This window comes from Mycolicibacterium llatzerense (genome assembly GCF_025331195.1).
Lineage (GTDB): Bacteria > Actinomycetota > Actinomycetes > Mycobacteriales > Mycobacteriaceae > Mycobacterium > Mycobacterium llatzerense.
Genome location: NZ_LXOV01000001.1, coordinates 1,599,835 through 1,614,672 on the forward strand (window position 1 = coordinate 1,599,835; position 14,838 = coordinate 1,614,672).

At 63.4% G+C, this 14,838-nt stretch carries 14 protein-coding genes; 7 read left to right on the forward strand and 7 right to left on the reverse strand.

What is annotated here, in order from left to right; genetic code table 11:
• Positions 1 to 11 precede the first annotated feature (11 nt).
• The 3 genes from A7G45_RS08010 to A7G45_RS08020 are packed head-to-tail and all read right to left on the reverse strand — an operon-like array spanning position 12 to position 3,442.
• Positions 12 to 1,994 carry an acetoacetate--CoA ligase gene (locus A7G45_RS08010; protein WP_260935532.1) on the reverse strand — a complete coding sequence of 661 codons (1,983 nt, stop codon included), beginning with the start codon at positions 1,992 to 1,994 and terminating at the stop codon, positions 12 to 14.
• Positions 1,991 to 2,845 (reverse strand): fumarylacetoacetate hydrolase family protein, encoded by an 855-nt coding sequence (locus tag A7G45_RS08015; protein ID WP_260935534.1) that lies wholly within the window; start codon positions 2,843 to 2,845, stop codon positions 1,991 to 1,993. The genes A7G45_RS08010 and A7G45_RS08015 overlap by 4 nt, the downstream gene beginning before the upstream one ends.
• A gap of 27 nt (positions 2,846 to 2,872) precedes the next feature.
• Entirely contained in the window at positions 2,873 to 3,442 is a 570-nt protein-coding gene (locus A7G45_RS08020) for a VOC family protein (RefSeq protein WP_260935536.1), read from the reverse strand.
• Between the two features lie 263 nt (positions 3,443 to 3,705).
• On the opposite strand from A7G45_RS08020, the gene A7G45_RS08025 reads away from it, so the two are divergent.
• The 5 genes from A7G45_RS08025 (at position 3,706) to A7G45_RS08045 (ending at position 9,332) form a co-directional block, all read left to right on the forward strand.
• Positions 3,706 to 4,362, forward strand: coding sequence for a TetR/AcrR family transcriptional regulator (locus A7G45_RS08025; protein WP_260935538.1), 657 nt, complete (start codon positions 3,706 to 3,708; stop codon positions 4,360 to 4,362).
• A gap of 253 nt (positions 4,363 to 4,615) precedes the next feature.
• A complete protein-coding gene (locus A7G45_RS08030; protein WP_260935540.1) occupies positions 4,616 to 5,119 on the forward strand; it encodes a flavin reductase family protein in 504 nt (167 codons plus the stop codon).
• A complete protein-coding gene (ribB, locus tag A7G45_RS08035; protein WP_260935542.1) occupies positions 5,116 to 6,399 on the forward strand; it encodes a 3,4-dihydroxy-2-butanone-4-phosphate synthase in 1,284 nt (427 codons plus the stop codon). Before A7G45_RS08030 ends, ribB begins: the two co-directional genes overlap by 4 nt.
• Positions 6,400 to 6,462: 63 nt before the next feature.
• Complete coding sequence (locus tag A7G45_RS08040) at positions 6,463 to 7,695, forward strand: acyl-CoA dehydrogenase family protein (protein WP_260935544.1); 1,233 nt, start codon at positions 6,463 to 6,465, stop codon at positions 7,693 to 7,695.
• 329 nt (positions 7,696 to 8,024) lie between these two features.
• Positions 8,025 to 9,332 (forward strand): phytoene desaturase family protein, encoded by a 1,308-nt coding sequence (locus tag A7G45_RS08045; protein WP_260935546.1) that lies wholly within the window; start codon positions 8,025 to 8,027, stop codon positions 9,330 to 9,332.
• Positions 9,333 to 9,410: 78 nt separating this feature from the next.
• Here A7G45_RS08045 and A7G45_RS08050 read toward each other — a convergent pair whose 3' ends face one another.
• From A7G45_RS08050 to A7G45_RS08065, 4 genes are read right to left on the reverse strand one after another with little or no spacing between them, the layout of a single operon-like run.
• A complete protein-coding gene (locus A7G45_RS08050) occupies positions 9,411 to 9,959 on the reverse strand; it encodes a hypothetical protein (protein ID WP_260935548.1) in 549 nt (182 codons plus the stop codon).
• A 49-nt stretch (positions 9,960 to 10,008) separates the two neighbouring features.
• On the reverse strand, positions 10,009 to 10,902 hold the full coding sequence (locus tag A7G45_RS08055) for an IS3 family transposase (RefSeq protein ID WP_260932168.1): 894 nt from the start codon (positions 10,900 to 10,902) through the stop codon (positions 10,009 to 10,011).
• Positions 10,899 to 11,216 (reverse strand): transposase, encoded by a 318-nt coding sequence (locus A7G45_RS08060; RefSeq protein WP_260932170.1) that lies wholly within the window; start codon positions 11,214 to 11,216, stop codon positions 10,899 to 10,901. The genes A7G45_RS08055 and A7G45_RS08060 overlap by 4 nt, the downstream gene beginning before the upstream one ends.
• A gap of 36 nt (positions 11,217 to 11,252) precedes the next feature.
• Positions 11,253 to 11,414: a hypothetical protein gene (locus A7G45_RS08065; protein WP_260935550.1), complete on the reverse strand. Its 162-nt coding sequence runs from the start codon at positions 11,412 to 11,414 to the stop codon at positions 11,253 to 11,255.
• Positions 11,415 to 11,853: 439 nt separating this feature from the next.
• On the opposite strand from A7G45_RS08065, the gene A7G45_RS08070 reads away from it, so the two are divergent.
• On the forward strand, positions 11,854 to 13,362 hold the full coding sequence (locus tag A7G45_RS08070; protein ID WP_260935552.1) for a wax ester/triacylglycerol synthase family O-acyltransferase: 1,509 nt from the start codon (positions 11,854 to 11,856) through the stop codon (positions 13,360 to 13,362).
• Between the two features lie 132 nt (positions 13,363 to 13,494).
• Complete coding sequence (locus tag A7G45_RS08075) at positions 13,495 to 14,811, forward strand: DUF445 domain-containing protein (RefSeq protein ID WP_260935554.1); 1,317 nt, start codon at positions 13,495 to 13,497, stop codon at positions 14,809 to 14,811.
• Positions 14,812 to 14,838: the final 27 nt, after the last annotated feature.

Genomic DNA, 14,838 nt, shown 5'->3' on the forward strand with positions numbered 1-14,838 from the left:
TGAGATGGGATTCAGTGGGTTGCGCGGCGGAGCTGGTCCGACAGCTGTTCAAAGACATCCAGTGAGCGGGGGTTGCGGACTGCCCCGTCAGATACGACGGTTTGCCGCGCCGCGCCGAGCAGAATGCGTTTGACGGGCACTTCGAGCTTTTTGCCGGTCATGTTGTAGGGGATGGCCGGCACGGCGATGATGTCGTCGGGCACGTGCCGTGGTGACAGTCGCCGGCGCAATCCGACGGCGATCTGGCTGCGCAGCTCGTCGTCGAGTTGGGCGCCATCGTGCAGGCACACAAACAGCAAGAGCGATCCGAGGCCGCCGGACGGGTCGTCCAGGTGCACGACAAGACTGTCCTCGATCGCGCTGAATTCCTGTAGCGCAGAGTAGAACTCGCTGGTGCCGAGGCGGATGCCACCGCGGTTGAGGGTGCCGTCGGATCGCCCGCTGATGATGCATGCGCCGCGGTCGTTGAACGTGACCCAGTCGCCGTGCCGCCAGTGGCCGGGGTAGACGTCGAAGTAGGCGCTGCGGTACTTGGCGTCGCCGGGGTCGTTCCAGAACTGTATCGGCATGGAGGGCATCGGAGCGGAGATGACCAGCTCGCCGAGTTCATTGGTGACCGGCTGGCCGGCGGCGTCGAAGGCGCGGGCCAGTACGCCCAAGGCAGCCGTGGTGATTTCGCCCGCGCGCACCGGGAGTAGCGGGCTGCCACCGACGAATGATGTGCACACGTCGGTGCCGCCGCTGGTGGACTGCAGGTACAGCGTGGGGTTGACCGCCTCGTAGACCCAGCGGAAGCCTTCTGCCGGCAGTGGGGATCCGGTCGACACCATCGCGCGTAGCCGGCTCAGATCGAACTGGTCCCGGGGCCGGACGCCGCGCTTGCGGCAGGCGATGAGAAAAGCCGCCCCCGCGCCGAACACGGTGACACCAGCGTCCTCGATGATGCGCCAAAGCTCCTCGGCGGCAGGATAATTCGGATCACCGTCGAACAGCACGATGGCAGCACCGAGCAAAAGCCCCGACAGCTGGATGTTCCACATCACCCACGTCGTTGTGCAGTACACGAAGTAGGTGTCGTCGGGACCTAGATCGGAGTGCAGCCCCAGCGCCTTCTGCAGTTCCAGCACGATTCCGCCGTGGCTGTGCACGATCGCCTTGGGAAGGCCGGTGGTGCCTGACGAAAACAGCACCCACAGTGGGTGATTGAACGCCTGGCGGTCGTAGCGGGGGAGTGCTGGTTCGGTGAGTAGGTCATCCCAGCTGATGTCGCCGATAGGGTCGCTGCCCAGGTAGTTGACGCCGACTGTGGTGGTCACTGACGGCAGACCGTCGCGGATCGCTGCCACTTCGGGGCGCCGATCGATGCTCTTGGCGCCGTAGCGGTATCCGTCGATGGTGATCAGGACGGTCGGTTCGAGTTGCCGGAGCCGATCGAGAACGCTGTCGGTGCCCAGCTCGGGAGCGCACACCGCCCAAATGGCACCGATGCTGGCGGCGGCGAGCATCGCGGTCACCGCTTCGGGGATGTTCGGCAGATACGCGGCGACGCGGTCACCGGGCCCAACGCCCAGCCGACGCAGCCCAGCGGCGGCGCGGGCTACGCGGTCGCGGAGCTCACCGCGGGTCACCGTGGTGGTGTCGCGTGTCTGTGACACCGCGGTGACGACGATCTGGTCGTCACGGCCACGCAACATGTTCTCGGCGTAGTTGAGCCGTGTGCGGGGGAACCACTGGGTGCCTGGCATTGACGGATCGTCGAGAACCTGGGTGGTGTCCCCCTCGCCGAGGACATCGAAGTACTCCCAGATGGACCGCCAGAAGCCGGACAAATCCTCGGTCGACCACTGCCACAAGCGGTGGTAATCGGAACCAATGTCAGGGTGAGTGTCGTTGAGCCACTGCGCATACCGGCCCATACGGCAGTCGGACAGTGACTGTTCCGATGGCGCCCACAGTATCTCGGTGTCGGCGGACGGGATGGCGTCAGCTGTCACTGCTGGTCCTGCTGGACCACCATGCGGTGACGCATCGTGCCGATGCCCTCGATGACCGTGATCAGTTCCTCGCCGGGCTGCAGGTAGCGCTGCGGGCTCATGGCGAAACCGACGCCGTCGGGTGTTCCGGTGAAAATCAGGTCACCGGGGAACAGCGGCAGGATCGACGACAGATATGACACCAGCGTGGGCACCGAGAAAATCAGGTCACCGGTGCGCGCGTGCTGTACCTGGTCGTCGCCGACCGAGCAGCTGATTTCGAGGTCGTCGGGATCAGCGAATTCGTCCGGGGTGACCAATGCGGGACCAAGGGGAGCGAACCCCGGGTACGACTTGGCGAGGCTGAACTGTTGCGGGCCGGGGGGCTTGATCTGAAGGTCGCGCTCGGACAGGTCCTGCGCCGCAGTGAGGCCTGCGACGTAGTCCCAGGCTTGTCCTGCCGGGACGTGGCGCGCGTGCCGGCCGATGACGACGACGAGCTCGGCTTCCCAGTCCACCGAGCCGGGGGGCATCGTGATATCGCCGAACGGCCCGGCAATGGAGGACGCGAACTTGGTGAACACCATTGGCGTATCGGGGAGTTCGATGTTGTTCTCTTCGGCGTGGCCTCGGTAGTTCAGGCCGATCGCGAAGATTTGGCGAGGTGTGCCCACCGGAGCGCCGAGCTCGGATGGGGTGTAGGCCTGCCCGGGTGCCGAGTCCAGGCCGCGGGCCCAGAGACAGAATTCTTCCCATCGATCCAGGGCGTCCTGGAAAGAGGAAGAAAACTTTCCGGCGCTGACGGTTTCGACGTCAACCGCACCGTCGTTGACGGTGAGGCTGAGCCGGCCGTTGATGTTGAGCAGTCGCATTTTTTCGTCGTCCTCGATGGGTGAGTTTTAGGTCGTCAGCAGTTCGAAGGGGCTGACCTGCGGTGACTTGAGTGCCCAGGCCCGCGTGCGCAGTTCGGCCTCGGGCGTGCCGGATTTCAACGCGGCGGCGAGGGCGGCCGCATCGAAGCTCGGGCCGATCGGATCGGCGGCGTATTCCGGGCCGTTCATGTACGCGGTGGCTTCGTCTGGGGTCACGAAGTTATCGATCTGCAGTTCGACCATGTTCCCGTCGGGATCGCGGTAATACAGCGACGTGGTCACGCCATGCTGAACGGGCACCCGCGGCTCGATGCCTGCGTCGCTCAGTTCCAGGTACTTGTCCACCAGGTCGCCCAAGGTCGGGAAGGTGAATGCCGAATGGGCCAGACCGATTGTCAGTGGAGTCCGGTCGCTCATGACGTCCCCGGGAGGGCCGAAGATGGCGAGGCGGTGGTGTTCCTCGTCGAAAGTCAGAAAGCACATCGCCGGGTTTTCGTAAACCACCTCTGCACCAAGGACTTTCAGATACCAGGCTCGCATCTCGGGGAGCTGGTTGGTCTGCAGGACGAAATGAGCCAGATGCGGCCGAGCGGTCATCGTCTTCTCTCCGTGGTTGGGTGGCCGGTTGTTTTCGAGCCGGCCGGCTAGTGGCAGATATCGGCGAAGTAGCGGATCGGTGGTGGTCGTAGGCGGCCACTGTTGGCGATCCGACGTGCGCAGGCTCACAGTAAGCTACGAATTGATTCGTAGTCAATGACTCATAGTCGAGATATTGGCGAGGTTATGCCCCATACTTAAAGAACTGAGGACGCTCCGGTCTTGTACGGGGGTTCTCTCGTGATCGACCGGAAGGGCCGCTAGTGCAGACGAAGACCGAGCAGCGGTCGCGCAAAGTCCAGGCCGAGGAGACGCGCCGCCGCATCCTCGAGGTGGCGGTCGAAGCGTTCTCTGAGCAGCAATATGACGACGTCGCGGTCGGCGACATCGCATCGACTGCCGGCGTGGCCCATGGGCTGTTGTTTCACTACTTCAAGAACAAGCGCGGCTTGTACCTGGCGGCGATGGAGGAGGCTGCGCGCGAGTTCGACGCGGCGCACCAGGGCGACTCGAACCTGCCGCCGGGCGCCCAAATGCGCCAGCGTTACTACAACCAGTTCGCCTACCTGGCGCGACACCGTGGCCTGGCGACCCGCTTGGTGTTGGGTGGGCGCGGCGCCGATCCGGAGGCATGGGCCTTCTTTGAAGAGCACCGCTGGCGCGAAATCGATCGGGGCTGCGCGGCGCTGGGCCTGGATGCTCAGCGGACCGCGCTGCGCATCATGCTCCGGTCCGCGACAGCAGCCGTCGACGCGGTCGTGGCCTTCTGGCACCAAAACGGACAGCCCTTCGAAGTCACCGAGCTGACCGACATCCTCTTCGAGCAAACGATCCTGGCTCTGCGTGGCGCCGCGCAACTCGATCCCACGTTGGCGGGTCCAGTCGAGCACGCCATCGAGCAGCTGCGTAGCCCCGTCTAAGCACCTACTTCCGCGCCCTTGCTCGGACCGGCTCCGCAGGCCGGCCCGGGTATCGGTGTGCCTCACCACCGCGCAATTTGCGCCCCGGGGAGCTCCTGTGCCAGATTTGGTCGACTTGAAGTCATTGACAATGAGTCAAAGCGAGCTAGGCTGTGACATGTACCACCTGCCCTCGGATGTGTTCGAAATGGGTTTGGTGGCAATCCCCGGCCAAGCGGACCGGATCGTTTGACATCCCTCTCCGGGAGGCACCATGGAAACCCTCAGTCTGGATAGCGCCGCCTTGCGAGCAGCGTTCGCGCACTTCCCGTCTGGCGTCATCGCGGTATGCGCCGACACAGAGACCGAACGTATCGGCATGGCCGCCAGCACATTTATGCCTGTATCGCTTGATCCGCCCCTCGTGGCGTTCTGCGTGCAGAACACCTCGTTGACATGGCCTCGCCTGGCCGCGGCTCCTCGCCTGGGTATCAGCGTCCTTAGCGCTGCCCACGGAGGCATTGTGCGGACGCTGGCCGCCAAAGATGGTGACCGGTTCGCCGGCGTGGAGACCGAAACTCTCGATGGGGGAGCGCTGCTGATCGCGGACGCGGTGGTCGCCATGGACGTGACGGTCACCGACCAGATCCGTGCGGGTGACCACACCATCGTCGTCATGCAGATCAACGACCTGCACGCTGCCAGCGAACCTTCATCCGCGAGTGAGCCAATCGTATTCCACCGCAGCACGTTTCGTACGCTGACGACGACGTCATGAACCGCATCGAGGCGGCGATCAGTGCATTGCGTCGTGGGCGTCCCGTCCTGGTCGCAGACGATGCCGACCGCGAGAACGAGGGCGATGTCATCCTGGCCGCCCATCACGTGAGCCCGGAGTGGGTTGCCTGGATGGTGCGCCACACCTCAGGGCTGTTGTGCGCTCCGATGACCGGCGAGCGCGCCGACGCGCTCGATCTGCCAGATATGGTGTCGCACAACCAGGATCCGAAACGCACCGCCTACACCGTGACGGTCGATGCGGCCGTGGGTATCAGCACCGGTATCAGCGCCGCTGACCGCGCCACCACGCTGGGTGTGCTGGCTGACCCTGCTTCCACCGCCGCCGATGTCATTCGCCCCGGACACATCCTGCCGTTGCGCGCGCGCCCCGGAGGCGTCCTGGAGCGGGCGGGCCATACCGAGGCCGCCGTCGACTTGTGCGCCTTGGCGGGACTCCCGGAGGTCGGGGTCATTGCCGAGCTCGTCGCCGATGACGGCTCGATGCTCCGCATGCCTGGTATTGAAGAGCTCGGTAGCCGCTGCGACCTGCCCGTTCTGACGGTCGCCGAATTGATCGCGTATCGCACCGCACACCCGGCCACGACCGTGACCCGCGGTCTCGATCGTGTTGTGCGCGTCGACGAAGCACGCCTTCCGACCCGGCACGGCATTTTCCGCACGGTGGGCTACCGGGATCAGCAGACCGGAGCCGAAATCTTGGCGTTGGTTGCCGGCACGCCAGGACCCAAGCCGGCAGTGGTGCGGGTGCACTCCGAATGCCTTACCGGGGAAGCGCTTGGTTCCCAACGGTGTGAATGTGGGCCACAACTCGATGAATCGTTGCGCCGCATCGCCGCCGAGGGCGGCGTCCTGGTCTACCTGCGTGGACAGGAAGGCCGCGGCATCGGCCTGCTGAAAAAGCTTGCGGCCTATCGACTGCAGGATGCGGGACTGGATACCGTTACGGCCAACCTCGCGCTCAACGAGCCGGTCGACGGCCGCGAGTACGGAGGTGCGGTCGCCGTCTTGCGCGATCTTGGGCTGACCTCGGTGCGGTTGATGACCAATAATCCGGCCAAAGTCCAGGCGGTCCATGACGGCGGAATCACTGTTGTACAACGTATTCCGCTCCACGTAGGGGCAGCCGCAGCCAACGTGCGTTATCTGGAGACCAAGCGGCGCAGCATGGGCCATTACCGGCCGGCCGACTGCGACCGGGTCACCGCCAACGCCGGCTCCGCGCCGTCGTGGCCATTGCTCTACGCAGGCATCCTGTGATGCCGCGGCGCCCGGCGCCGAACTTCTCAACCCACGTTGTTCAGATGAAAGGTATTGGTAATCATGAGCGTTGACCAGGACGTCCGACCGAGCGAGGACACCGCTGCTCTCGAGGACTCGTTCGACTTCGATGACGCACTCGGCGCAGAACTGCTCGACAAGGCCAAAGAGCTGCGGACACTTCTGGCAAGCAAGGCCGATGCAGCCGAGCAGGCCGGCGAACTCGACGACGAGGTTGTCGCCGCACTTACGGATGCAGGATTGTTCTCCATGGCAGGGCCCCAGCGCATTGGCGGCCTCGCTCAGTCGAGTCAGTCGATGGCCAAGGTCGCCGCTGAACTGGCGAAAGGATGCCCGTCCACGGCGTGGGTGTACACCATCTACAACTCGTGCCTGTGGTTCGCATCGAAGCTGCCGTCGGCGCTCCAGAGCCAGATTTTCGACGGCGGGATTCCGCGGATCTGCTCACCGCAGAACGGTATCGGCCAGTTGGTCGCCGACGGGGACAACTACATCCTGAGCGGACGGTGGGCCTACGCCACCGGCTCGCACGACGCTGCGGTCACCATGGTCCCGGCGTTGTCCCCCGAGCAGCTGCCGATGCTCGTGGTCATGCCGATGAGCGACGTCGTGCTCGAGAACACCTGGCAGGTTGCCGGGATGAAAGCCACCGGCTCGGACACTGTCGTCGCCAATGCCGTTGTCGTACCGGCGGGCAACGTCGCTCCGTTCACCGACATCTCTGCGACGCCGCCGACCTCGGTGGCCACTGAAGACCTGGAGCCCTGTGACTACTGGGTGAACTACCCGATCTTGCGGGCCAAGGCACTTGGCGTCCTGGTCGGCTGTGCAGAGGGCCTGCTGGAGGCGATCTCCGCCAAGAGCGGCGCGCCCATCATCTACAGCACCTACGCCCACAAGAGTGACTCCGCGGCCTATCACGCAGCGATCGGCGAGGCTGCCACCCAGATCCGTGCTGGGCGCCGCTTGGTCGAAAACTCTTGTGCGCGGATCGATACTGCTGCCCGCCAGCGCCGTGTCCTGTCAGTGGAAGAACGCACCGAAGCGCGTGGCGAAGGCGCTTTGGTTATCAGCATCCTCACCACAGCGATCGAACGGCTGATGGATCTCGGCGGCTCGTCGGGCTTCAGCACGACGGCTCCAGCTCAGCGCTACTGGCGTGACTTCAGCATCGCCGCACGCCACGTGATCTTCAACTCTCAGATCAGCTACGAAAGCGTCGGCCGCCGCGTGCTGGGAATTGAGCCCGGTGTCGTCGAGGTCGACATGCTCTGACCGCCACCTCAGTCGCGAACAACGTTGTGGGACGAGCAACCAGATAAGCTCTCCCGCAACGTTGTTCGTAGACTGCGCCTAGCGGCGCAACTCGCACGACGAATCAGGACATGCACCGTCACTGCTGGCGCACAGCGGGCGAACGGCGTCATTTTGATCGACCATGCCCGCGCTGGCATTGCCGGCGCGGCACGATGCCGGCGCACAGCGAACAGCCGATCTACGAACCTGGGCCGGGGGAGTACTGATCCGAGGCAGAATCCTGAGCGGGAAGCTGCGCTGTGATGACTCTGCCCGCCGCACCACTCACTGCACGCACGGAGGAAACCATGGCGGACACGGATCACGCCCAGTCATTTGACGCGGTAGTTATCGGTGCGGGTGCGGGCGGTATGGCCGCCGCGGCATACCTGGTAAAACGCGGCTACCGAACGCTCGTCGTGGAACGAGAACCACAGGTGGGGGGACGCGCCTCCACCGTGGACATCGACGGATTCGCCGTCAACACCGGTGCCCAGATCTTTGAGCTCGCAGGAGCCAATAAAGCCCTGTTCGATGAGGTCGGCGTACCGATCCGTGCACGAAAGCAGAAAGTCCCGCTCCTCCTGCGCCTGGGCAAGTACGACCTGCCCATGATGAGCGGACCCACCGGCTTCGTGATCAACAAGATCGTGATCGCCGCACTGGGCGGAACATCTCGCAAATTTGGATGGTTCCGGCCGAGCGAAGACCTGACCCTTGACCAGTGGCTCACCGGCATGGGCGCATCGGGCCGAACGATGAAGCTGGTCCGGAACCTGACGAGCGCGATGTTTGCGGCCGAACCAACAGATGTATCAGCCCAGGTGTTCTTCGACTACCTGACGAAGAAGGGCGGCATGAACATCTACGGGTCGCATCCCGATGGCGGGATCGGCCCATGGAAAGACCTGGCCGGCTACGTCGAGCGCAGCGGCGGCCAGATCTTGTTGAACGCGACGGTCACCGGCATCGGCGTCAACGCTGACGGCATAGCGGATTCGGTAACCGTCGAGCACAAGGGCGGCGGATCACAGACGATCCAAACCCGAAGCGTCATCAGCAATGTCGGGCCCGTGGCAACCGGTGGCCTGGTACCTGTAACGGCGTGGCCCAACGGCTACGTGGAGGCTCTGCACCGCGACAACTATCCCGGCACACTGATCACGATCAATTTCGCCACCTCCAAACGAATCCCCAACCTGAAAACCCTTGTGTTCTTCGGGTTCACCGAGCGATTGGCGTACGCCTCATACATGAGTGGGCCATCGCCGCGGCTGGCGCCCGCCGGCAAGCATCTGTATTGCGTGACCAGCACGCCACACCCTGCCAGCAGTGGGTTCGACGTCGACGCGGAAGTGGAACTGCTCAAGCAGGAGGGCATCGCCGAATTTCCGCAGCTGGCCGATGCGCGGATACTGTCCGTGGAGGTCTGCGCGGGCGACTGGCCCGGACAACGCGCGATCCCCGGACGCGACTGGCCGAATGAAACGCCGATCCCGAACGTGTGGAACGTCGGCGATGGGGCGCGCCCGCCGATGGGGGCAGGCCAGAGCGGATGCGTCGAGTCGGCGCGCTTAGCTGTCAGCAAGCTCGAGAACGCGATAAGTCCTTCCTAGCAACATGATTGGCGCGCCGAGCTACGTCAGGCGGCTCACCCGCCTCGTCGCGCAGGCGCAGAGACCCGCGCGCCCTGGTCAGCAGCCAGCAGCTTTCAATTCATCGAGATACCCGCCTGTATGCGCCGTCAGCTGTTCCATCACGCCAATGAAAGAACTTCGCTGACCGGTGTTTGGTATATCGATTTGCTCCAGGAATTCGGTGCTCAGCGCCAGGGTTCCCATGCTATGGCGAGTCTCCCCGTCGGATCTTCGCTGCCGCCGGCGAATGGTGATCTCCTTCTCGGCCGAGTGATCGGGGAGGACCGTCATCGTTCCCTCGCTGATGATGTCGAGATTGTTGTCGCCGAGCGCCAGCGACGCCACATTGATCGGAATCTCATGCACCGCTTTGTGTTTGTCTCTATTGACCAACACACCGAGGATGGTAAGGCCGTGCCAGTTCACGTCGCCGTTCCCGTTGAACGGCTGGTTCTTCTCGATCACCGCCAGCACAGCGGGGTCCAGAAGGGCCTGAAGGGCTGCGCGCTTGTTCTGCCATTCGGCGCTTGATTTGGCCGTGGGGTGGTACAGACTGTCGCGCTGGCTGGAGGTCAGGGTCACGCAATTCTGAGCCGCGCGGTCCATTGCGTGACCGTAGACCGCGTGTGGGGTTCCCCTGAAAAAGTGGACACGGTTAGCTTGATTGCTGATTGATCCGTGCGGTGATCTCGAAGTCGATAGGTGAGATCATTCCCAGTGAACTATGCCGCCTGTCATGGTTGTAGTAGCGAAGGTAATTGTCAAGTCCCGCAGCAAGATTCGCATACGTTGTGAAGGCATGCCGCTTGTAGTACTCGTGCTTGACCGTCGACCACAGTGATTCGGACCCGGCGTTGTCCCAACATATGCCGGTGGCCCCCATAGAGCGGCGCAGGCCGTGATCGGAGCAGACTGTGGCCAAGTCGTGACTGGTGTATTGACTGCCCCGGTCCGAGTGCAAGATGGTGCCGGCCACCGACCCGCCGCGGGTGAACACCGCCGCGTCCACCGCCTGCTCGACGAGCTCAGTGCGCATGTGGTCAGCCACCGACCAGCCCAGCACCCGTCGCGAGTGCTCGTCGCGGATCGCGCACAGGTAGGCATCGCCTTCACCGCAGGTCAGATAGGTGATGTCGGAGGTCCATACCGCATCGAGGCGGCCTTGATCGAAGACCCGGCCCACCCGGTCGGGTGGGAAAGACGCCGCCGGGTCGACGACTGTGGTTTTGACCTTGAAGGTGCGCGGGCTGATGCCTTCGATGCCCATCTCGGCCATGATCGCCGCGACGGTGTTGACCGACACCGAGACCCCAGCGGCGTGCAGGTCGGCGGTGATCCGTGGTGAACCGTAAGTGCGTCGGGATTCTTGCCAGTGGGCCAGGATCTTGACCTCGAGATCGCGGCGCCACTGCTGCCGCGGCGTGGGTTCGGTGCGTCGCTGCCGTGCTTCCCAGGCGTAATAGCCCGAGCGTGAGACGTCGAGGAGCTCGGTCAGTGTGGCGATGTCGTGGTCGGCGCACTCCGCGGCGATGAGCTCAAACCGACTCACCGATGTTGCTGTGCCGCAAAGTACGCCGATACTTTTTTCAAGAAGGCGATATCTCGGTCCTTCTCGGCCAGTTCCGCACGCAGCCGCACCAATTCGGCGCGTTCACGGGCCGTCAGATCGCCTTCTGGCGGCCCATGGCGGGCATCGCTGGCCACCCCGTCGCGGACCCTCTCCTGACGCACCCACTTGCCCAGCAGACTCTCGTGCAGGTTCAGTTCGCGGGCCACCTCCGAGACCGGCCGGCCCCTGTCAATCACCCGACGAGCAGCCTCCACCTTGAACTCCGGTGTGAACGACCGACGCGTCCGCGACATATCGACATCCTTCCAGCAGGACACCGTCCCGCTATCTCAGGTGTCCACTGAAACTGGGGAACCTCCGTGGTCGTGGGCGGCCCGGAGGTTGGTCAGGATGTCACCCATGATGAGGTTCCACTCGGACGGGGCGCGAAGGCTGACGCGGAGCGTCAGTACCGCGCGCTCGTCGGCGTCGCCGAAGGGGTAGGTGACCACATAAGAGAGCTCATTGCTCAAGTCTCCGGCCCGATAACTTTCGACAGAGGCCTGCAATTCAGCCAAATGCTTTTGGGCACGTCCATGTTTCGCGTAGGCGCTATCCACGATTGTGCATATTAGGACCAGACCCTGGCGGTGGCGTCATTTTGTCGGCTCGGCCGGCTGTGTGCAGTTGACTTCCAGGGCAAGCGTTTTGGTGTATGCGCAATGGGTTGGCGGCAGAAGGCGGCCTGGGATGGGGCGTGGCTTCTTTTTGTCCATGACGTTCGTTCGCCAACGACGGGCATGTAATCGGCTCCGCGTCAAGAGTTTGCCAAGTATACTGACTTTAAGTCATTGACACAAAATCAATCACCGGGTTAGGGTCGGAACTTCACAAAATGTGACCGGCGCCACTGCGGCGTCTCCAGAACGAAACGAACCCAAGGACGACGACGTGGATCAGATCAGGGGTAATGACGCCATGTGGCTGCATCTGGAAGCCGCCGGCGAGTCGATGCACATGACGTTGGCGTGTATCTACGAACCGGGCGGACTCCCGGCTCTCAGCGCCGAGGAACTGACCACCCACCTTGCATGCCGCGTAGTGTCGGCGTTTGCCACCTTCCGCCGCCGCCTCAAAGTCGTTCCGTTCAACATCGACCACCCGTACTGGGTCGATGACCCCGACTTCGATATCGCGCAACACATTCGGCAGCGCAAGGTACCCAGCCCCGGCGACCGGAACGCGCTGTTCTCCACGATGCTGGACGTCCACGCGGAACCGATGCGCAGGTCGAGCCCACTGTGGGACGTGACGTTGGTTCGCGGTCTCAACACCGTCGACGGATTGCCGCCGCACAGCTTCGCGGTGCTCTTCAGGTTCCACCACGTGATGGTCGACGGCCAGTCCGTCATGGAGATCATGCATCTCATCCACGACTCCTCCCCGGCCACGCCGGGGCTCGACGTGCACACCCCTATCGCATTCGTCGCCGCGCCCCCCTCGGTCCTTGCGATGGTGTGGCAGGCAGGAGTGAACGCCGTCGTCTATCCGGCCAAGAACGTTGTCCGAGTGGCTAGTCCGCTCCTTTCGGTGGTCCATCGTGCCGCAATGACCGCAGTGACGGCACCCGCCAGTGCCTTCGCCTGGGTCGCGGGACGCCTTGTGGCCACCGTAAGCGGATTGCTCAACGGCGCCGGCCCGACCCTGTTGCCCGCTGGTGCGCCCCGAACCCGCTTCAACAACCGCGTAAATGCTGATCGCCGTATCGGATTGGTCGAATTCGATCTCGATGCGCTTCGCGCGATGCGCCAGCTCGCCCCGGGCTCCACCATCAACGATGTCGCCCTAACAGTCATCGGCGGCGCGCTGCGGTGCCATCTCGATACGCTAGGCGAGCTGCCACCGGATTCGTTGGTGGCAGCGTGCCCGATATCAACGCGGCAGGACGCACCTGGTGCCGGCTCGCTGGGCAACCAGGCCTCTGCAATGTTCGTCCCGCTGTTCACCAACATCGCCGACCCCGTCGAGCGGCTGAAGGCAATCTCCGCGGCAACCGAGAAGGCAAAGGGCAGTGAGTATTCGGCGCGCGCCAAGCGTCTCACCGACATCATGTACAACACAACGGCCCTGGGATCGGCAGCGGCGGGCAGACTCGCGCTGCTCCTGGCCCACCGAGCGCCGGCCTTCAACACCATCGTCACCAACGTGCCCGGACCGAAAGAACCCATCTACCTGCTCGGCCGACCGCTGCGGGCCATGCAGCCGGTGCTGATGCTGATCGACGGCATGGGACTTTCGCATGTGGTCACCAGCGCCAACGGCAAGCTCATGATCGCGTTCGTCACCATCGCCGGCGCACTGCCCGATCCAACCGTCTACGAAGACGAATTGCGCGAAGTCGCCAGGGAACTCGACGAACGTGCACAGGTCAACGACGGCCGCGCGGACCAATGTGGGTGACCTTCATTGGTCCGCTTGGCACGCCGAGATCGGGCCGACCACCCGTCGACGAACGATGAACCACGAAATTCTGACGGCTGAGGTGATCGTGATGAACGTGCCAGATTTGGACGACACACCGGGGGACGACCAGTGACAACACAGCTCCTCGCCATCCAGACGTGGCCCGAAATTCAGGCCGACTTCAAACTCAACTGGCTGATCTACCTGTCGATGCCGCTTGTTGCGGCGTTCGTGGGCTGGAGCACCAAACTGCTCGCGGTCGAGATGCTCTACAAGCCACAGGAATTCAAAGGCATCGGACCCATCGGATGGCAGGGCATCGTGCCACGACGAGCGGGCAAAGTGGGGTCCAAAACCATCGAACTGCTGACCTCCAAAGTCCTCAAACCGGAGGAGATCCTCGACCGCGTCGACGCCAAAGAGGCGGTCGAGGCGCTGCGTGGTCCGCTGACCGAGGCAATCAATGAGGTGACGCGCGACGTCGCCGACCAGATCCGCCCCGGTCTGTGGGACGCATTACCCGAAGCCGGCAAATACGCCATTCGCTCCCGGCTGCACGCCGAGGCCCCCGCCATGGTGGAGAACCTGCTCGCCGAACTGAGAACCGACCTCAGCCGCTACATCGACATCCAGTTCCTGGCGGTCACCACCCTCGTGCGCAACAAAGCCAAGTTGGTCAAACTGATGCGCGCGATGTCCACCACCGCAATGGGATTCATGCGCCGCAGTGGCCTGTACTTCGGGTTGGGTATCGGCGTCGTGCAAATGGTCTGCTGGGGCCTGTTCCGCAATCCATGGATCATGCCGGCGTTTGGATTTGGCGTTGGCTTCGTCAGTGACTACATCGCACTGAACATGCTGTTCCGCCCGATGCAGCCGACGAAGATCCTCGGCTTGTTCACCTTCCAAGGCGCCCTGCATGCCGACCGCGAGAACATCACCCGCGACTACGGGAAGATGATGGCCGAGGACCTCTTCTCCCCGGACATCATGTTCGAAGCGGTTCTTCAAGGCCCCGGCTCGGAAAAGCTCTTTTCGCTGGTGGCCAAACATGTTGCGGCAGCGATCGACGCCCAGACCGGAATCGCCGGTCCGCTAGTCAAAGTCGCAGTCGGCACGCAGCGGTACAACCGCGCGAAAGACACCCTCGTACAGATGGTTCTCGATCGCCTGCCCACCACGCTGATGCAAGCGCAGGACTATGCGGTCGAGGTGATCGACCTGGAAAAAACCATCGTAGACAAGATGAACCAACTCACCGACGAAGAATACGAGTCGATTCTGCGCCCGGTGTTCAAAGACGATGAGCCGCTGGTGATCGCCATCGGCGCGGTCCTTGGTGGCATCGTCGGAGAGATCCAGGTCCTGATCATGGAGCAGTTCGGTCGCAGTGCGGAAACCGCTGCGGCAATGTCGGATCTGCTCGGCATGGTCGTCCATCGATAGACAGGTCGCAGTGCGGCTCGTCGCGCG

Excerpts from the sequence above, each read along its gene's own strand:
- A7G45_RS08050 (WP_260935548.1), bottom strand. The coding sequence starts at position 9,959 with ATGGACCGCGCGGCTCAGAATTGCGTGACCCTGACCTCCAGCCAGCGC.
- A7G45_RS08060 (WP_260932170.1), bottom strand. The coding sequence starts at position 11,216 with ATGTCGCGGACGCGTCGGTCGTTCACACCGGAGTTCAAGGTGGAGGCT.
- A7G45_RS08040 (WP_260935544.1), top strand. The coding sequence starts at position 6,463 with ATGAGCGTTGACCAGGACGTCCGACCGAGCGAGGACACCGCTGCTCTC.
- A7G45_RS08020 (WP_260935536.1), bottom strand. The coding sequence starts at position 3,442 with ATGACCGCTCGGCCGCATCTGGCTCATTTCGTCCTGCAGACCAACCAG.
- A7G45_RS08045 (WP_260935546.1), top strand. The coding sequence starts at position 8,025 with ATGGCGGACACGGATCACGCCCAGTCATTTGACGCGGTAGTTATCGGT.
- A7G45_RS08030 (WP_260935540.1), top strand. The coding sequence starts at position 4,616 with ATGGAAACCCTCAGTCTGGATAGCGCCGCCTTGCGAGCAGCGTTCGCG.
- A7G45_RS08015 (WP_260935534.1), bottom strand. The coding sequence starts at position 2,845 with ATGCGACTGCTCAACATCAACGGCCGGCTCAGCCTCACCGTCAACGAC.
- ribB (WP_260935542.1), top strand. The coding sequence starts at position 5,116 with ATGAACCGCATCGAGGCGGCGATCAGTGCATTGCGTCGTGGGCGTCCC.